The sequence below is a fragment of the Streptomyces sp. NBC_01335 genome, assembly GCF_035953295.1.
Lineage (GTDB): Bacteria > Actinomycetota > Actinomycetes > Streptomycetales > Streptomycetaceae > Streptomyces.
In genome coordinates this window covers 678,476-696,104 of the sequence record NZ_CP108370.1, presented here as the reverse complement: position 1 = coordinate 696,104, position 17,629 = coordinate 678,476, and the positions used below count along the sequence as shown (strand labels likewise).

The window sequence follows — 17,629 nt, the reverse complement described above, 5'->3', positions numbered from 1 at the left end:
GCCGGGTTCCCACTCGGCGGGACGGCGGGCGGGGGCCCGGTTCGAAGCCCCCGCCCGCCGTGCCGTTTTGCCGCAGGGCTCGTGTCACAGGTACGCCGGGGACACCGCCGCGGTCAGCACGGAGTGCGGGCGGCCCGAGCCGTCGGCCGGTACCTCGTACAGATCGGCGCCGAAGTCGCCCGGGAGCGCGTAGGTCACGGTGGTGTCGTCCTTCCAGACCGCCTGGTCGTCCACGCTGCGGGTCTCGGCGAGCGGGTGGTCGGCGAGCGTGCCCAGGTCCAGGACGTGCAGGCGCCAGGGGGCGTCGGCGGGCAGCCCCGCGTCCCGGCTCTTGTAGGCGATGCGGGTGCCGTCGGGGGAGAGTGAGGGGCATTCCACGTTGGTCCGGAGGGTCGTGAGCGTACGTTCCCGAAGGTCGCCCCGGACCAGGTACGTGACCCCCTTCGTCGCGAGCGTCGCGTAGAAGTGCCGGTCGTCCGCGCCGAAGGTGACGCCCCAGAAGTTGACGTCCGCGGCCCGGTAGGGCCGGCCGTCCTTGCGGATCGCGAACTCCTCCAGGCTCGGGACGAGCTTGCCGGTACGGGTGTCGAGGATCGCGGCGCGGGTGGAGAAGTTCGTGCCCGCGTAGCTGTCGCCGCCCACGAAGGCCGTCCAGGTGGCCAGCCTCCCACTGGGGGAGACGCGGGCACGGGACGGGATGCCGGGGACCGGATAGTGCGCCCGCTCCTTCAGTTGCCGGTCGAGGATCGTGGCCCGGTAGGTGTCCTGGAGTGCCCCGTGCACCGCCTGGAGGCAGACTCCGGTGCCCGAAGCGGCGTAGAAGCGGAGGCACTTGACGCCCGAGGCGGTACGGGACCCGGTGGGCGCCGCGACCGGGACGGTCGTCAGCTCGTCGCGATGCGGGCCCCACGCCATGTTCCGGAAGACGATCCGGTGCCGGTCCGTGAGCGTGATCCGGCCCGCCGCGACGGCGGGCCCGCCGGGCTTCGCCACGTCGAGCCGGTCGGACCTGGCCGCGGCGTGCAGCACGGAGGCGGCGGCGACGACCGCGAGCACGGTGACCGCGCAGACGAGGACGAACAATCTGGTGCGCAGGCGCGTCATGCGGGAACCCTCACGGTCGGGCCGGTACGGAGTGAGAACGCGGCGCACACGGCGAGCGCGACGGCCGCCGCGAGCAGCGCGGTGCGGTCGCCCCACGCGGTCCAGGCCGCGCCGAAGGCCAGCGAGCAGGCGAACCGGGCGAAAGCCTGTCCGGTCTGGATCAGGGCGAGGCCGGAGGAGCGCAGTTCCTCCGGCACGCTCTGCGAGGCCGCCGCCATCAGGACCCCGTCCGTGGCCGCGTAGAAGGCGCCGTGGAGGACCAGCACCACGTACGGGAGCGCCGCACCGTGCCACGACGAGAGCAGCAGGGCGTACGCCCCGAGCAGCGCGACGTGCCCGGCGAGGAACACCTGCCACGCACCGACCCGGTCCGCGAGCCGCCCCAGGGGCAGGGCGAGCAGCAGGAACGCGGCGGCGGTCCCGACCGGCATCAGGGCGAACCAGCGGTCGGGCACCCCGAGGCGGTGCTGGAGCAGCAGGTAGACGAACGAGTCGCTCACGGTCGCGAGGCCCAGCAGCAGCGCGCAGACCGCGATGCGCCGGATTCTGCGATGCCGCAGCAGCGCGAGGGCCGCGCGCAGGGTGGGGCGGGGAGGCTCGGCCGTCTTCGCGGCGGGCGAGGCGCCGGTCCCGGAAGGCGCAAGGGTCCCGGGAGGCGCAAGGGGATTGGAGGGCGCAAGGGGCTTGGAGGGGACGAACAGCACCAGCACCAGGACGCCCGCCACCGCGACGCAGAAGCTCACGGTGAACACCGCGTCGTAGCCGTCGACCGTGGCGCGCAGGATCAGGAACGCGGCGAACGGCCCGAGCAGGGCGCCCGCGGTGTCCATCGCGCGGTGCACGCCGAAGGCGCGGCCGCGGGCCTCCGGCGGCGACGACAGGGAGATCATCGCGTCCCGGGGCGCGGTGCGCAGACCCTTGCCGGTGCGGTCGGCTGCCAGTACGAGGCCGATGGGGGTGAGGGTGTGGACCATCACGAGGAGCGGTTTGCAGAGCGCCGAGATGCCGTAGCCGAAGACGGCGACGAGCTTGTGGCGCCCGCCTCCCCGGTCGGCGAAGTGGCCGCCGACCAGCCGTACGAGGGCGGAGAACCCGTTGTAAACGCCGTCGAGGAGTCCGAAGCCGAGGGGGCTGAGGCCGAGTCCCGCCACCAGATAGAGCGGCAGGACCGCCGTCACCATCTCGGAGGACACGTCGGTGATCAGGCTGACCGTGCCCAGCGCCAGCACGGTGGGGGCGACCGCCACGCGCCGCCGGGCAGGCTCCTCGCCCGGCCCGGCGGCGCGTTCGGCGGACCCCGCACGGGTGGCGCGGCTGTCCGCTACATACATGTCAGGACGTCCAGATCCCGGTGATGTCCTTGGCGGTCGCGGCGTTCCCCGCGTGCCCGAGGCCGTGCATGTCCTCCAGCGTGCGCAGGAGGTCGTAGTGGTTGTAGGTGGTGGCGGAGGTGGCGCCCGCGGTCACCCGCTGCCCGTAGAGGACCGTCGGGATGCGGTTGCCGCTGAGCCGGTTGTCCTCGTCGAAGGTGACGACGAGCAGGCTGTTGTGGGTCTTGGCCCAGGTCGCGTAGGCGCCGAGGTTGTTCTTCAGCCAGGTGTCACCGCTGGACACCGAGCAGTCGTGCATGTCGCTGCACAGGTTCGGGACGACGAAGGAGACCTGCGGCAGCTTCGTGTAGTCGGTGGGGAACTGCTGGAACGTGTACGCGGACGAGGTGGGGACGTTGCTGAACCCGAACCACGGGTTGTGCTTGCGGGCGTAGTTGCCGCTGCTGCACGTGGTCGAACCCTGGCTCGGCAGCGTCTCGTTGTAGCTCGCCCAGGTCTTGCCGGCCGCGATCAGCTCGGACGCGAGGTTGGCGTTGCCGGAGAAGCCGGGGGTGTAGCAGCTGTCGTCCGTGATGCCCTGGGTGGAGCCGGAGAACAGGGCGAAGTAGTTGGGCTGGCTGGGATGGGTCTCGGCGTACGAGGCGGTGAGGTTGGCGCCCCCGGTCTTCAGCGAGTTGATGTACGGGGCGGTCGACGAGCCGATGACCTGGCTGTAGCCGTGGTTCTCGAAGACCACCACGATCACGTGGTCGGGGGTGGGCACACTGGCCGCTGCCTGCGCGGACGAGGAGCCGCCGATGCCGGTCCACAGACCGGCGGCGGCCACGGCGGTGAGGGCAAAGGCACAGGTGAGGGCGGTGCGACTGCGGCGGAACACGGATCTGCCGAGCACGGGGGCCTCCGGTGGGGGATTCGGGAGTGATACGGGCGTGGTGCAGGCCCGAGCATGCTCACGCCAAGAATCATCCGGGGCACTCCGCACCACTCGGGTCATGAAGACCGGGTGAACTGTGCGTTCCGGCTAAAGCGTGTTGCGAAAGCAGCGCTGTCCGCCCGGAGGGGGGTCCGGCGGCGTCCGGTGTGTGCGATCGCAGGGCGGAGGGTCGCCCCGATACTGGGTGTATCGGGGTGATCCCGACGAAGCGGCGAGCGTGCGTGCGTGGCGTCGCCGGACAGGCGGGACTTTCTCAGTAGCTGTTGTCGTTCCGATCTTGAGGAGTGGGCATCGAACGGGAGTCTCGTTCGGGTGATCGCGGCTGGCTGTGGGCATGAAGGCAGGGCCTCTTGGTAGCTCGGGGTTGCGAAGCCAACCGAGATCCAGGAGACCCTGTTGCCGCAGTTGTACGTGCTCGCGCCGGTGGAGTTCAACTCGGTTGCTCTGTCGTGTGATTGTGTCGCTCACCGGTTCGGGAATGCGGCCGACCATCCGGAGCGTGGTCGGCGGTATCCCTCGGACATGACGGAGGCGGAGTGGTCTGTGGTCCGGCCGCTGCTGCCGGTGCCGGGCTGGATGCGAGGTCGGGGCGGGCAGCCGGAGGCGTACTGCCACCGGGCGATATTGGACGCGATCCGCTATCTCGTGGACAGCGGGATCAAGTGGCGGGCGATGCCGGCCGACTTCCCGCCGTGGGACCGTGTCTATGCGTTCTTCCGCCGTTGGCGCGACCACGCGCTGGTCAGGGAGATCCACGACCGGCTGCGCGGCCGGGTACGCGAGGAGGCGGGGCGGGATGCGGAGCCGACGGCCGGCGTGATCGACTCGCAGTCCGTCAAGGCGGACGCGGTCGTCGGCGCGGACAGCCGCGGCTTCGACGGCGGCAAGCTGATCAACGGCCGCAAGCGGCACGTGGTGGTCGACACCCTCGGCCTGCTGCTGGGCGTGATGGTCACCGCGGCGGATATTGGTGACCGCGCTGCCGCGAAGGTGCTGCTTGAGCGGGTGATCGACGCTCACCACCGGCTGGAACTCCGCGACCGTCCCGACCTGAACCCGGCGAACACGCCGAATCACCACGAACGGTGTGTTCTCCATGCTGCACATGCAGATCCGCAGGGCCGCCCGCGGGTGCACCGACGTCCCGCAGCGGGCACCCTGCGGGTGTTTCTGCCCTACGCCGCGAGCATGCCCTTCTGTCTCAGCAGAGGCAGGACATGGTCCCGTACCGCAGGAGCGAGGCGGAGATCCTCCTCGTGGCCTGACACCCATCGCATGTGCGCGAGCTCGGCGGCCGGGTTCGGGACGCCGCTGAGGCGTGCCTCGAAGACGGTCATCAGCATGGGGACGCCTTCCAGTGCCGCGACGGACTCGACCTCGGCCAGCAACTGCGGCTCGGCGGGCTGCACACCGAGTTCCTCCTCGAATTCCCGTACCAGTGTCTCCAGGGGCATCTCGTCCGCGTCGGGCTTCCCGCCGGGAAGGTAGAAGATCTCGGGGGCCGCTTTCTTGCTCACCACGAGGAGCTGCCCGTCCTGGACGACCGCCGCCGCCACGACGACGAGGGACTCACTCCGCGAGGGCGACATAGCCCCCATGTTTCCTTGGGTCATGCACACAATTCTCTCAGACGGAAACTTCAGGCAATGCCCCCGTTATGTCTTTCGCGGTCCCTGCAACGGGACCGCTGGCCGCCGGGCCCGGCATGACCGTGCCCCCTGCCGAACGCACGACCTGGGGCGGTGCCACCGGGTCCGGGGGTGTTGTCGGAGACGCTGAGGAGAGGTCCGGCCACCGCCCCGCCCGGTGCAACGCCGGGCAGTTCGCGGGCGGCAGGTCCGCATAACGTGGTGCCAGCAGGGACAACGGACGGGGAGCCGGTTCCAGACGCTTCCCTCTGCCCGGTGCGGTGGCGCGGTTTGTCCGGGCGGGGATGTCGGGTGGTCGGTTGTGGGAGATGGGGGGAGGGCGCCGGGTCAGTTCTGTTCCCATCGTGTGATGGTGTCGCGGCATGCGGTGGTGTGCTCGTCCGGTACGAGCAGGACGAGGTGACCGGCGTGGTCGCTGTACTGGACGAGGACATTGACGCCGGCGTCGCCGAGCATCCGCGCGAGCGCGCCGAGCTGTCCGGGCCTGTCCTGGTCCAGCCGGGTCATGGCGACCTCACGCACACGGGCGGTACCCAGTCCTGCGGCGGTGACGGCGGCCAGGGCCGCGGGACCGTTGTCGACGAGGTAGTGCGCGACGGCGCGCCCGTCCAGCGTGAACACGCCGCCGCCTTCCAGACTCACCTGAGCGTTGCCGAGCGCCTGGCCGAGGTCGGCCAGCGCACCAGGACGGTTCGGCAGGTGGACTTCCAGGTCCTGCAGGCGGGCGCTCACCGGGGCACCACCGTGGTGGTGACCTCGACGGGGACCGACAGGCTGTTGGCGATGTAGCACTCGTGGTGGGCCTGCGCGGCGAGTTGCTGAACCGTGGTCTCGTCCGTCCCGGCGGCGACCTGGACGGTCACGTGCAGGTGGATCGCGGACAGGCGGACGGGCTCGGCGGTGAGGTCAAGGCGGCTGGTGGCCTCGTCGTCGTAGGCCAGGACATCGACCCTGGCCCGGGCGGCGGCGCCGAGGAACGACAGCATCTGGCAGGACGAGGCGGCCATGACCACGAGCTGTTCGGGGTTGAGCCGGTCGGGGTTGCCGCGGAAGGCCGGGTCCGCGCTCAGGTCCACCCGGGCGGTGGCGGGGGCTGCGACGGCGGTGTGGTCGCGCGAGTAGCTGCGGATCCCCGCGGCAGTGGAACCGTTCCAGTGGAGTCGGGCCTGGTAGGAGTGTGTGCTCATGACCGAACCGTAGGTCCGGGATACTTCGGCACCGACCGAAGCGTCGTCGTATCGTCTGTTGTATGAGCAGAGACCGTGACTTCACCAGCGTGGGAAGAGCCCTCGCCGCACCCGCGCGCTCGGCGATCTTGAACCTGCTCATGGAGGGCACCTCACGGCCCGCGGGGGAACTGGCCCAGGGAGCCGGGGTGAGCGCGTCGACCGCCTCCGACCACTTGGCGGTGCTTGTCGCCGCCGGGCTGGTGACGTGCGACTCGCGCGGGCGGCGCCGCTACTACTCGCTCATGGGCCCACAGGTCGCCACCGCCCTGGAAGCACTCGGCATCCTCGCCGGGCCGACGCCCGTCTCGGGGTACCGGAAAAGCCGCCAGACGCAGCTGCTGGCCGCAGCACGGTTCTGCTACGACCACCTCGCCGGGCAGCTCGGCACCGCACTTGCCGACGCCTGGACCCACCAGGGATGGCTGGCCGACAGCGAGTCGCTCTCCCTCACCGCCGCCGGCGCCGACGGGCTCCGCGAGCTCGGGGTGGACGTCGACGGCGCGATCGACGCTCGACGCCCCACCACCCGGGGGTGCCTGGACTGGACGGAACGACGCCCGCACCTGGCCGGATCCCTGGGCGCCGCGGTCGGCAGACGCTTCCTCGATGCCGGATGGGTGGTACGGCACCGCACAGGGCGCGGCCTGAACGTCACCGAAAGCGGCCACAGCCTCGTACGAGAAGTCTGGGGCATCGACCTGACCGAACCGGCCGGACCGGCACGGTGAATCAGCGGCTGTTGCCGTTCCGATCTTGAGGAGTGCTGGTCGAACGGGAGTCCGGATAGGGTGAGCTAAGGGCTGTCCCGTAAATGGTCTGGGGGTCGGCCTGACAGGCCTGTTCCTTGTCGGCCGTCCGTCTATCCGGCGAGGGCGAGGTTGTGAAGGCGCGCGATGCCGAGCATGGCGTGGTGGACTCCGTCGCCTTTGAGTCGGCAGTCTCGGAGGATCTTCCAGTTCTTCATCCGGGCGAAGACGTGCTCGACGCGGGCACGGACCTGCTTGTGGGACTTGTTGTGGGCTTCCTTCCAGCCGGGCAGGTCTTCGCCCTTGCGCCTGCGGTGAGGCATGACGAGTCCGGTGCCTGGATAGCCGCCGTCGGCGATCGTGGTGGTCTTGCCGACGGCGGCCTTGGCGCCGGATTCCTCCCACGCCTTGCAGTCGTTGCGGTTTCCGGGCAGGGGGCGGCCGACCACAACGACCAGGCGGGTGTCGGCGTCGATGACGACCTGGTGGTTGGTGGAGTACCGGTAGTTCTTCGACTGTGCGGCGATGGCGTGGTCGCGGGTGGGCACGAGAGTGCCGTCCACGATCAGCACGGTGTCCTTGGCGAACCGTTTGCGGGGCTGAAGAGCGAGGATGGGTCCGAGGTGGTCGATGATGCGGTCCGCGGCGGACTTCGAGACCCCGAAGAGCGGTGCAAGCTGGCGCATCGTCAAGTTGGTTCGCCAGTACGCCGCGACCAGTAGTGCCCGGTCCTCCAGCGGCAGGCTCCACGGCCGGCCCTTGCGCACCGCGGCCGCACCCTCGCGCCGCAGTACGGTCACCAGCTTCCCGAAGGCGCGCGGGCTCAGCCCGGTGAACGGGGCTATCCAGGAGGGCTCCGACGCCGTGATCACACCAGCCACCGCTGGATCATCTCAGTTGCAGATGTCGCTGGTTTCGACTGATCCTTTACCTATTCGACGGTAGAGAGGGAGGACGACATGGGGCTGACTCTGTTTCCGGGAGACGGAGACACCAGCAGCCCTGACGTCGCCTGGTCCTACAGCGGCTTCGCCGCGTTCCGGCGACAGCTGGCGCGAGCCGAAGGCTTCACTCTCTCCGAGATGTGGGGCTTCGGCGGAGAGCGCCCCTGGAGTGACGTCTCCACCTCGCTCGAACCGCTCCTCGACCGCCCGGATGACGGCGGAGGCGAGCTATCGCCCATCGAGTGTGCCGCGCTCCTGCCCCGGCTGGAGGCGATCGTCGAGCAGTGGCCGAACGAGGCCGACGTTCCTCGGGCACACATCGATGCGGCCCAACAGCTGACGGTCGTTCTGCGGCTCTGCGTGGCGAAGGACGTCGAGCTCCTCTTCCTCTGACCTCCGCGAAGCCGGGTCCGTGACTCACGCTCCCGCAGTTACGGGACAGCCCTTAGCCTGTGCGCCGTGGACCATACTCCCGAGCCGCTGACCTGCCCCGGCTGCGGGCAACCGCTGAGGAGTCTGGGCCTGGTCCTGTCTCTCCGTGACGAGGACCAGCAGCGCGTGTGCCGACATGCCTGGAAGTGCCCGGCGAGTCACTTCTGGTGGCACTGGGCGGACCGGCCTGCGGAGCCCCTGGACGCCTGTCCCTACCCGCAGCTCTTCCGGCGATGACCACTACCCACTGAACCCCGCCCGCGACCTTGACTGACGAGCTCAGTGAAACGGTGCCGGTCAGCTCTTGAGGATGCCAGTCGTACGGGAGTAATCGGGTGAGTGCGGCGACAGTCGTGCATGAAAGCAGGGCCTCTTGGTAGCTCAAAGGGTGTCTACGCCAAAGAGTTGTCCAGGAGGCCCTGTTGCCGCAGTTCTACGGCATCGCGGGAGCGAGGTCCACTTCGGCCACTCTCGCGTGTGACTGCCTGGCACACCGGTTCGGGAACGCCGCCGACCATGGGGTCCGTGGGCGCCGCTACCCGACGGATATGTCCGATGCGGAGTGGGCGGTGGGGCGGCCACTGCTGCCGGTGCCGGGCTGGCTGCGCGGGCGGGGCTGGCAGCCGGAGGCGTACTGCCACCGCGTGATGTTGGACGCGATCCACTACCTGGTGGACAACGGAACGAAGTGGCGGGCCATGCCGGCCGACTTCCCGCCGTGGGACCGGGTCTACGCGTTCTTCCGCCGCTGGCGCGACCACGGTCTGGTCAAGGAGTTCCATGACCGGCTCCGCTGCAAGGTCCGCAAGCAGGCCGGGCGGGATCCGGAGCCGAGCGCGGCCGTGATCGACTCCCAGTCGGTCAAGGCGGACGCCGTCGTCGGTGCCGCCAGCCGGGGCTTCGACGGAGGCAAGCTGATCAACGGCCGCAAGCGGCACGTCGTGGTCGACACCCTCGGCCTGCTGCTGGGGGTGACGGTCACCGCCGCGGACATCGGCGACCGCGTCGCCGCGCAGGTCCTGCTCGCCCGGGTCGCGGCCGCGCACCACCGGCTGGCGCTGGTCTGGGCCGACGGTGGCTACACGGGCAACCTCGTCGAGTACGGCCTCACCGTCCTCGCCCTGGTCCTCGCCATCGTCAAGCGAAGTGACGGTATGCGTGGTTTCGTCGTGCTGCCCAAACGGTGGATCGTGGAGCGGTTCTTCGCGCACCTGATGCGAAGCCGCCGCCTCGTGAGGGACTTCGAACGGTCCACCGGCAGCGCGGAGGCGATGGTCCACTGGTCGATGACCCTGCTCATGACCCGCCGCCTGGCCCGGCCACGGCCCTCCCGAGCATGAAGCGGCCCGGCGCCGGCTCGGCGAGCCACCCGCGCGCTGTCAGCCGTTTCGCCTTCGCCCGCAGCGCCTCGATCTTCGCAGGTACCGGGTCCAGGCCGAAGCAGGCGGCCATCTCCTGGCAGGTCAGCGGGCCCTGGCCGAGCCGGTTGCGGTCCGCGAGAGCCTGCACGATGCGCTGGTAGTCCGCCGACAGTGCCGACTGGGCCAGGCCCGCACGCCATACCGGGACCACCGATTTCGGCTTCGCCGCCTCCGAAGATCCAGGCAGTGCGGGCGGCTCACCGCGATCCGGCTGCTCCTCGGCGTCGCCCGGGCCGGCGACGTCGCCCGGCGACAGCACCTCGCTGACGCGTGAACGGGCGATGACCCACTCGTTCAACTCCCGCTCGGCCACGACCAGCTCGGCCTGGATCCGGTCTGCCTCCTCCCGCAGCGTGTCCACACGACGGCGAGCGGTCAGCTCACGCTCTTCCAGCAGCCCCCCGACCGACGGCATCCCCGACCTCCATCAGAGCGACGACACGACACGTCACCACTCCCCGAGACCGCCGTCCCCATGCCTGAACAGCGGAAACGCAGCCCTCAAGACCGGAAAGGCAACAGCTACTCAACACGCTTGAGAACTCGTACCGGGCCGCACTCCATCTCGCCGCCGTCCCCATATGGGCGCGAAGATGACGACGATGCAACGGTGATTCAGTCGTAGAAGAAGAGCTCAAGGTCCTCGACGGATCCCGGCCCGGTGAGGAAGCCTTCAGCCTTCGCGATCTCTTCCTCCGGTGGCAGCTCACCCGTCAGGAGCTGCCGCATCCAGATTTCTCCCTGCTCGCCGACCGCGTAGATGCCAGACAGCAGCTCGGCCATGTCGGCAGGGATTGGCGGGATGTGTCCGACGACGGGTTTGAGCACCCATCCCCCTGATCGGGCCGCGAGCCGCAGTACCCCGGCCCAGTTCGCGATCCTCCCGATGCGTACGTGCCACGAGTCCTCGGTGAACGGGGCCATCCGTCCGCCGTGGAGAGGATTTGTGGCGGCGCCGATGTCCTTGATGACCTGCCGTTCCACGGCGTCACGTACCCAGCGCCCCTCCTGCGCTGCTTCAATGGCGGCCTCCCACCACTTCCACCCGCCGTCGAATCGGTCCGCGAACGTATCCATGTGGACAGGCTTCCATGCGAGATGCCGCAAGCATTGAGTGGGCGCCGATCAGCGGATCGCCCCATCAAAGGAGACAGACTCCAGCCCGGTCCCTGGAGTGACCGAGATGCGCGCCAGAGGGCCCCTGGATGATCTTGAAGCCCTGATCCCCTCGTATGTACGTGCGGCGACCATCGGGCGGAGTGTGAACGTGGCCGGAGTCCCGTGGTCGCCCCGGGGTGGGCGGGTCTCCGCATCGCCTGCACTCGTGGATCCGGTGCTGCGGCGTGCTCCCGTGGTACCCGTGTCGACGGCCGATGCGCGCTGGCAGGGAGGCGTGGTCTTCTCGCTGGATCGTGTGCTGATCAGGCTGGCGGCGAACAGGAGGAGGACCCCGGCGCAGAAGGGGGCGCGCAGCCCGAAGGCGTGGGTGGTGAAGTCGGCTGCCACGGCACCCAGAGCGGTGCCGATGTCGGTGGTCACCTGGTGCGGGGGCGCTCATGAACACTCAACTGTCCACGCAGCACTATTGGTTGTATGATTTTCCAACCAGTGGAGATTGATGCAATGAATGGGGTCGGTCGATGAGCACACAGAGATCCGATGCGTCGCCTCCGCGGTGGCGCGGCGTGCACAAGGCGCTTGCTGATCCCTTGCGTATCCGGCTCCTGGAGGCGCTGTGGGAGACGCCGCAATCCGCACGTGAGCTTGCCGACAGCGCCGAACTTCCGGCTGACCGGCTCTACTACCACCTGGGACAGCTCGAACGGGCCGGGCTGATCGAGATCGCCGAGTACCGGCCGCTTGCCCGCGGCAAAGTCGAGCGGGTCTATGCGCCCGCAGTTGCAGAACCCCCCAGTGATGCCGTGAGCCCGGAAGAGATGGCCGAGTTCCTCGGCTCGATGCTTGATGCCACTCGGGCCGACATCGGCGCCGCCTACCGGTCCAGGCAGGCTGGTGGCCGCCGAGAGGTCGATTTTCACCGCGGTGCGCTACGGCTGACCGACGAGGCGCTTGCCGAACTGCGTGAACACATCGCACGCCTCGCCGGCCGATTCGGGGACCGCGACACCCCCGGGGTCTGGACGCGAGTAGTCATCACGCTCGTCGACCTGCAAGACCGCCCATCCCCGGACGCCACAGCCCGGCCTGAGAGGACGTCATGAATGACGGCGAGGAGCACGTGCCCAGTGTGCCGATACGGGCCTCGGACGCCGAGCGCGACCGGGTCGAGGCACGATTGCAACACCACTACGCAATTGGCCGGCTGACACTGCCCGAACTCGAAGAACGCGTGGCGGTGGCCTACGAAGCGCGCACCCGCAGCCAACTCGATGCCCTCTTGAGGGACCTGCCGGCCGAGGTCGAAGAGCCTGCGCGACCCGCTGACGTGATCGACTCCCGCCTGCTGATCATCCTGCTGTGCTGCTCGCCACCTGCGGCGCTCGTCTACTGGCTCATCTTCCAATGCGCGGCGCGGCGAAGAGGCTCCCGGCTGCGGGCCCTGGAAGACGGCAACGAGACGTGGCCCACGTATGGGACAGGGCGCACGTCGCCTCGACGCGGAGAGTGATTCTCCGTTCAAGGAGGCCGCCCCGGAGATGCCGGTCATCTTCACCGTCCACGAGCTCAAGCGGCTCGCGCGCGACGCGGCTGAGCTGATGACGCTGTCCGCCGAGCTCCAGGCCGGCGCCATCCAGCCAGGCCGTGTGTCGAAAGTCCCGCATGTCCGGCGGCGTCCGGCACGCACGCTCGTCGCGTTGTCGGGATCACCCCGATACATCCAGTATCGGGGCGACCCTCACCACGGCCGTGCTGCACGCGTTCCCATGCCGTATCACTGGGTGATCGCTGACCGCGCGCCCCGCTCCACCAGGGCGGAACACTCCGGACAGTCGGAGATGGCCGGGTGTACGCAGTGCACCAGGTGGGCCAGGAACCGGTCGGCCAGTTCGAGGTTCGTGATGTGTTCGGCGATCCGGGCGCGCTTCGCGTTGACCAGGCCGATGCGGTCGGCCCGTTCCCCCGCGGCGAGTTCACCGATTTCGGCGAGCGACAGCCCGGCCCGCCGGCCGATTTGGATGAGGCGGGCCCGGCCGACGGTCTGGTCGTCGTAGACGCGGTGCCCGGAGGGCAGTCGGCGCGGGGTGAGCAGTCCGATGTCCTCCCAGTGCCGGAGGACATGGGTGGCCACCCCGAGCAGGGCAGCCGCACCGCCGATCTTCAACTCCACTGCGGACATCACACTCCTTTACTTCAGGTCGGCCTGAAGTTATACCGTCCCGTCATCGAACCCACCACCCGATCACGAGAGGGACAGGGCTGCCATGTCCGACGCTGTGAGATCACCGACGCTGGCCGCATGCTGTGGCGCGGTCGCAAGCCTAGCCACGGGTTTTGTTCGCCCCCGACGCCGCGACCAGCGGTTTCTGCGCAGCTTGACCGACGCGGGGCTACCGGACACGGCGGTGTCGGTCACCGTGTCCGCACTGAGACAGGTGCCACGGTCCGTGCCTACCGCACTGATCGTGGAGGGGCTGCGGCAACCGCGGCGCATCGCGAATTCGCTGCTGTCGTTCGTGATCACCCACCCGGAAACGACGTTCATCGTGGATCCGGGTGTCTGCCTGGATGTCGACAGCCGGGCCGTCGCGCAATTGCCGCCGTTCCTGCGGGTCGCGGTGCGTCCCCCGGCGGACACCGTCGCCACCGTTACCGCGCTGCACGAGTGGCCGGGTTCCGGCCTGGATTTCGCGCTGCCGACGCACACGCACTGGGACCACGTATGCGGACTCCTCGATCTTCCCGGACTGCCGGTACATCTGCACCGCCGCGAACACGACTGGGTCGTGCAAGGCTCGATCGCGCCCGTGGGTGGCGTCCGCGAGGCCCTGCGCGGCCGGGGCATCGTCCAGTACGAACTGGACGGCCCGCCGATCCTCACTTTTGCCGCCAGCCACGACCTCTTCGGCGACGGTTCCGTCGTGCTCGTCGACCTCGCGGGACACACCCCTGGCAGCGTTGGAGTTCTGGCGCACACGGCAGCGGGCTGGGTGCTGCTCGCCGGCGACGCTGCCTGGCACACCGACCAGATCGACCTCATCCGGCAAAAGGCCGGCTACCCCGGCAAGCTCGCCGACGAAGACCGGCACGAGACCTTCCGGACGCTGCACCGCCTGCACGCCGTCAAGGACCGAGTCACGATCATCCCGACGCACGACCACCGCGCGGCCCAGCAGCTGCCGACTTGATCACTCAGAGGAACTCCTGCGGGTACACAGGCTGTCGTCCGGCACACAGGCCGATCCGATTCCGTACTCATGCCCGATGACGGATGGACGGCCACCTTCGACTTCGGCCCCAACGACTGGGGTTTCGTCAGGCAGGAGTGCCTGGGCGGTTACGGATCATGGTGACGCCCCCGAACCGCACCCCCGGAGGGCGCCCCGTGACCCGTACCAGCAGGCGCACCGCCCTCGTCCTGGCCGTCGCCGCCACGATGGCGGCCCTGGCCGCAGGTCCCGCCGCCGCCGCAAACGGCACCGCCGGGCAGCGCGAAACCGTCTGCGCCGAGGACCTCTTCGTCCGGGTCACGGCTCCCAACGGCGCCTGGATGGGCACCCTGTACCGGGGACAGACCTTCCTCGTGGAGGAAGCCGGCGGAACATGGGTCTACGGCTTCGCCTACGGCGACATCAACCGCCGGGGCTGGGTCCAGAACGGCTGGTTCTGCTGACCCGCCGACCACCTCGCCCGAGGTGCAGGAGCAGGCGTGCACGGCGGCCCGGGCCGCTGGCGGGGGACCTACTCGCCGTCGGCTGACCCGCTGCGAGGTGTCGCCCGCGTCGACCCGGCCGTGACGACGACTGTCGTGGGGCGCTCCAGGACGCCGGGAGGGCCGACCGCTTGATCGTCCCGAGCCGGGGTAGCGACATGCCATGACCACCGACAACGCATCCACCCCCGGCACCGGTCACACGCGGCCCGAAGTCGGCGTCCAGGCGATGGCCGAGCTGCTCGACGGCGAGTACGCGGAGATCCGCGACCTCGTCCGGGCCAACCTGGTGACCCATGCCTCCGTCCTCGACGAGGCGGAGGAGCTCGGCATCGACGCGTTCCGCGAGCGGGTGCGTGAACGCGTCGTCGACATGGCCGCGACCGGCCAGACCGGCATGGGCTTCCCGGGCGAGTACGGCGGGGGCGGTGACATCGGAGCCTCGATCGCCGCGTTCGAGACGCTCGCCTTCGGCGACCTGTCGGTGCTGGTGAAGGTCGGCGTGCAGTTCGGGCTCTTCGGAGGAGCGATCCTGCAACTGGGCACCGCGCGCCACCACGACGCCTATCTGCCCGACCTCATCACCGGGCGGCTGATGGGCTGCTTCGCGATGACCGAGAGCGGCCACGGCTCCAACGTCCAGGCGCTCGGCACCCTCGCGAGGTACGACCCCGCAGGCCAGGAGTTCGTCATCACCACTCCCGGCGAAGGGGCGCGCAAGGACTACATCGGCAACGCCGCCCGCCACGCGGAACTGGCCGTCGTATTCGCCCAGTTGGAGGTGGGCGGAAAGTCCGAGGGCGTGCACGCGTTCGTCGTGCCGATCCGGCGCGGCGGCGAAGTCGCGCCCGGCGTCCGGATCGAGGACGACGGCCGCAAGATGGGCCTCAACGGCGTGGACAACGGCCGCATCCGGTTCGACGGCGTGCGGGTACCGCGCGAGGCGCTGCTCAACCGGTTCGCCGACGTCACCGCCGACGGCGTCTACGAGAGCGCGATCGAGAGCCCCGGCCGGCGCTTCTTCACCATGCTCGGCACCCTGGTGCAGGGCCGGGTCTGCGTCGGCGGCGCGGGCATCAACGCCGCCAAGGTCGCCCTCGCGATCGCCGTCAAGTACGCCGTGCGGCGACGGCAGTTCGAGGCCTCCTCGGACGCTTCGCCGGGCGCGTCCCCGAAGGCGGGCCCGGGGGAGGAGCAGCTCCTTCTCGACTACGGACTGCACCAGCGCCGCCTGCTGCCGCTCCTCGCGCGCACGTACGCGCTGCACTTCGCGCAGGACGTCGTACGGACACAGCTGCACGAGGTGTTCTCCGGCATCGAGGGCGACCCCCACGCGCGGCGCCTGCTCGAGTCCCGCGCCGCCGGGACCAAGGCCCTCGGCACCTGGCACGCCACCCGGGTGATCCAGGAGTGCCGCGAGGCGTGCGGCGGCGCCGGGTACCTCACCGTCAACCGGTTCGCCGCCCTCAAGAGCGACAGCGACGTCTTCACCACGTTCGAGGGCGACAACCACGTCCTGCTGCAGCTCGTGGCCAAGGGCCTGCTCACCCATTACGCGAGCGAGTTCGAGGACCTGGACCAGCTCGGCGTGGTCCGCCACGTGGCCGGCCTCGCCGTCGAGACGGTGCTGGAGAAGACGTCCGCCCACAAGCTGCTCGAACGCGTACGTGACCTGCTGCCCGGTGGCGACGAGTGGGACCAGGAGGCCGGGCTCCTCGACCCGGAGTACCAGCTCGCCATGCTCCGCTACCGCGAGGAGCACATGCTCGCCGGTGTGGCACGCAGGCTCAAGCGCGGCATCGACCAGAAGCACAACCCCGGCGCCGTCTTCTCACGGGTCCAGGACCATGTGATCGCACTCGCCCGCGCCCATGTCGAACGGCTCGTGCTGGAGGCGTTCGTCGACCGGGTGCGTTCACTGCCCGAGAGCGGTGACAAGGCCGCGTTGGGCCTCCTGTGCGACCTGCACGCCCTGTCCACCATCGAGGCGGACCGCGCCTGGTTCATGGAGCACGGACGGCTGACGGTCCAGCGCTCCAAGGCGATCAGCCGCGAGGTGAACGAACTCTGCCGCAGGGTCCGCCCCCTCGCCGTCGACCTCGTCGACGCCTGGGGAATCCCGTCCGAGATGCTGCGCGCGCCGGACCTGGTGGGCTGAACAGGCTGAACAGGAGGGGGGCGGCCACGTCGGACGCCCACGGCCGACGCGGACAGCGGCCCGCGTCCGCGGGCACGATCCCGGTCCGGCATCGCGCCTGCTTCGCCCCGTCCGCCCCGCACGCACCGCTCAGTACGCCGGCGCGGTCGTGACGCGGTCGTCGAGCAGCAGCGCGGCGACCGCCTCCGGGGCCTCGTGCATCGCGTCGTGGCCGGTCGCGAGGGTGTGGACCCGCCACTCCGGATCGGCCAGGAGCCGAGCGCGGAGTCCGGCGAACGGCGTCCGGTCCTCCCATCCCGAGCAGTAGACGAACTCACGCCGCGGCACCCGGGCCGGCGGGTCGGTGAGGGGCCGGAACGCTTGCAGGAAGGAGGCCAGGGGGTGGGGGCGGCGGCGGGGATCCCCGCCGTCCGGCGGGCGGACGGCGTAGCCGGTGGTCGCGGCGCCGGTGGCGAACGCCTCCCGGTAGCGCCCGGTCGTGGAGGACCAGCACGACTCGCCCGCGCGCGGTACGTAGGCGTCGAGATGCACGAGACGCGAGACCCGGCCGCCCGCGCGGTCCGCGGCGGCGGCGATCACCATCCCGCCGTAGCTGTGGCCGACCAGCGTCGCTTCGCGTGCGTGGGTGCGGTCGAGGAGCCGCAGCACGTCGTCGGCATGCGTGTCGAGATTGGCGGCCGCGACCGTCGCGACGTCGTCGTCCGGGCGCAGGCCGGTCAGGGTCAGGGCGTGCACGGTGTGACCGGCACGCTCCAGCAGCGGAACCACCGCCTCGAACGACCAGGAGCCGTGCCAGCCACCGGGCACCAGAACGAACGTCGCCATGCTCTTTCTCCTTCTTCCGGTTCAT

The 17,629-nt window shown here is 69.9% G+C and carries 19 protein-coding genes and 1 pseudogene; 9 read left to right on the top strand and 11 right to left on the bottom strand.

Annotated features, from left to right (window positions below; all coding sequences use genetic code 11):
- Nucleotides 1-84: 84 nt before the first annotated feature.
- From OG599_RS02790 to OG599_RS02780, 3 genes are read right to left on the bottom strand one after another with little or no spacing between them, the layout of a single operon-like run.
- A complete protein-coding gene (locus OG599_RS02790) occupies nt 85-1,104 on the bottom strand; it encodes a TolB-like translocation protein (RefSeq protein WP_327174315.1) in 1,020 nt (339 codons plus the stop codon).
- The gene (locus tag OG599_RS02785; RefSeq protein WP_327174314.1) at nt 1,101-2,435 is read right to left on the bottom strand and encodes an MFS transporter; all 1,335 of its coding nucleotides are present in this window, start codon (nt 2,433-2,435) and stop codon (nt 1,101-1,103) included. The genes OG599_RS02790 and OG599_RS02785 overlap by 4 nt, the downstream gene beginning before the upstream one ends.
- A 1-nt stretch (nt 2,436) precedes the next feature.
- Entirely contained in the window at nt 2,437-3,327 is an 891-nt protein-coding gene (locus tag OG599_RS02780; protein WP_327174313.1) for an alkaline phosphatase family protein, read from the bottom strand.
- A 564-nt stretch (nt 3,328-3,891) separates the two neighbouring features.
- Between OG599_RS02780 and OG599_RS02775 the strand changes: the two are divergent.
- Nucleotides 3,892-4,338: pseudogene (locus OG599_RS02775) on the top strand (transposase); the annotation flags it as partial.
- Nucleotides 4,339-4,544: 206 nt separating this feature from the next.
- On the opposite strand, the gene OG599_RS02770 reads toward OG599_RS02775, so the two are convergent.
- The 3 genes from OG599_RS02770 to OG599_RS02760 form a co-directional block, all read right to left on the bottom strand.
- Nucleotides 4,545-4,982 carry an NUDIX hydrolase gene (locus OG599_RS02770; protein ID WP_327174312.1) on the bottom strand — a complete coding sequence of 146 codons (438 nt, stop codon included), beginning with the start codon at nt 4,980-4,982 and terminating at the stop codon, nt 4,545-4,547.
- Between the two features lie 363 nt (nt 4,983-5,345).
- Nucleotides 5,346-5,750 carry a hypothetical protein gene (locus tag OG599_RS02765; protein WP_327174311.1) on the bottom strand — a complete coding sequence of 135 codons (405 nt, stop codon included), beginning with the start codon at nt 5,748-5,750 and terminating at the stop codon, nt 5,346-5,348.
- The gene (locus tag OG599_RS02760) at nt 5,747-6,205 is read right to left on the bottom strand and encodes an OsmC family protein (RefSeq protein ID WP_327174310.1); all 459 of its coding nucleotides are present in this window, start codon (nt 6,203-6,205) and stop codon (nt 5,747-5,749) included. Before OG599_RS02760 ends, OG599_RS02765 begins: the two co-directional genes overlap by 4 nt.
- A gap of 62 nt (nt 6,206-6,267) precedes the next feature.
- Between OG599_RS02760 and OG599_RS02755 the strand changes: the two genes are divergently transcribed.
- Nucleotides 6,268-6,975 (top strand): ArsR/SmtB family transcription factor, encoded by a 708-nt coding sequence (locus tag OG599_RS02755; RefSeq protein WP_327174309.1) that lies wholly within the window; start codon nt 6,268-6,270, stop codon nt 6,973-6,975.
- A gap of 131 nt (nt 6,976-7,106) precedes the next feature.
- Here OG599_RS02755 and OG599_RS02750 read toward each other — a convergent pair whose 3' ends face one another.
- The gene (locus OG599_RS02750) at nt 7,107-7,874 is read right to left on the bottom strand and encodes a transposase (protein WP_327174308.1); all 768 of its coding nucleotides are present in this window, start codon (nt 7,872-7,874) and stop codon (nt 7,107-7,109) included.
- A 78-nt stretch (nt 7,875-7,952) separates the two neighbouring features.
- Between OG599_RS02750 and OG599_RS02745 the strand changes: the two genes are divergently transcribed.
- Both OG599_RS02745 and OG599_RS02740 read left to right on the top strand, forming a co-directional pair.
- Nucleotides 7,953-8,330 (top strand): hypothetical protein, encoded by a 378-nt coding sequence (locus OG599_RS02745; protein WP_327174307.1) that lies wholly within the window; start codon nt 7,953-7,955, stop codon nt 8,328-8,330.
- A 587-nt stretch (nt 8,331-8,917) separates the two neighbouring features.
- Nucleotides 8,918-9,709 (top strand): IS5 family transposase, encoded by a 792-nt coding sequence (locus tag OG599_RS02740; RefSeq protein ID WP_327174306.1) that lies wholly within the window; start codon nt 8,918-8,920, stop codon nt 9,707-9,709.
- On the opposite strand, the gene OG599_RS02735 is transcribed toward OG599_RS02740, so the two are convergent.
- Entirely contained in the window at nt 9,666-10,205 is a 540-nt protein-coding gene (locus OG599_RS02735) for a hypothetical protein (RefSeq protein ID WP_327174305.1), read from the bottom strand. The genes OG599_RS02740 and OG599_RS02735 overlap by 44 nt on opposite strands.
- Nucleotides 10,206-10,405: 200 nt before the next feature.
- Nucleotides 10,406-10,867, bottom strand: a complete 462-nt coding sequence (locus OG599_RS02730) for a hypothetical protein (protein WP_327174304.1) — start codon at nt 10,865-10,867, stop codon at nt 10,406-10,408.
- A 608-nt stretch (nt 10,868-11,475) separates the two neighbouring features.
- Between OG599_RS02730 and OG599_RS02725 the strand changes: the two genes are divergently transcribed.
- Nucleotides 11,476-12,012 carry a winged helix-turn-helix domain-containing protein gene (locus OG599_RS02725; RefSeq protein WP_327174303.1) on the top strand — a complete coding sequence of 179 codons (537 nt, stop codon included), beginning with the start codon at nt 11,476-11,478 and terminating at the stop codon, nt 12,010-12,012.
- Nucleotides 12,009-12,419 (top strand): DUF1707 SHOCT-like domain-containing protein, encoded by a 411-nt coding sequence (locus OG599_RS02720; protein ID WP_327174302.1) that lies wholly within the window; start codon nt 12,009-12,011, stop codon nt 12,417-12,419. Before OG599_RS02725 ends, OG599_RS02720 begins: the two co-directional genes overlap by 4 nt.
- A 264-nt stretch (nt 12,420-12,683) precedes the next feature.
- Here the strand turns inward: OG599_RS02720 and OG599_RS02715 are convergent, their stop codons facing one another.
- The gene (locus OG599_RS02715; protein WP_327174301.1) at nt 12,684-13,088 is read right to left on the bottom strand and encodes a MerR family transcriptional regulator; all 405 of its coding nucleotides are present in this window, start codon (nt 13,086-13,088) and stop codon (nt 12,684-12,686) included.
- A gap of 268 nt (nt 13,089-13,356) precedes the next feature.
- Between OG599_RS02715 and OG599_RS02710 the strand changes: the two genes are divergently transcribed.
- The 3 genes from OG599_RS02710 (at nt 13,357) to OG599_RS02700 (ending at nt 16,779) form a co-directional block, all read left to right on the top strand.
- Complete coding sequence (locus OG599_RS02710; RefSeq protein WP_327174300.1) at nt 13,357-14,097, top strand: MBL fold metallo-hydrolase; 741 nt, start codon at nt 13,357-13,359, stop codon at nt 14,095-14,097.
- Nucleotides 14,098-14,294: 197 nt separating this feature from the next.
- Nucleotides 14,295-14,582: a hypothetical protein gene (locus OG599_RS02705; protein ID WP_327174299.1), complete on the top strand. Its 288-nt coding sequence runs from the start codon at nt 14,295-14,297 to the stop codon at nt 14,580-14,582.
- Nucleotides 14,583-14,784: 202 nt separating this feature from the next.
- Nucleotides 14,785-16,779 carry an acyl-CoA dehydrogenase family protein gene (locus OG599_RS02700; protein WP_327174298.1) on the top strand — a complete coding sequence of 665 codons (1,995 nt, stop codon included), beginning with the start codon at nt 14,785-14,787 and terminating at the stop codon, nt 16,777-16,779.
- A gap of 129 nt (nt 16,780-16,908) precedes the next feature.
- Here OG599_RS02700 and OG599_RS02695 read toward each other — a convergent pair whose 3' ends face one another.
- Nucleotides 16,909-17,604, bottom strand: a complete 696-nt coding sequence (locus tag OG599_RS02695; RefSeq protein WP_327174297.1) for an alpha/beta fold hydrolase — start codon at nt 17,602-17,604, stop codon at nt 16,909-16,911.
- Nucleotides 17,605-17,629 lie beyond the last annotated feature (25 nt).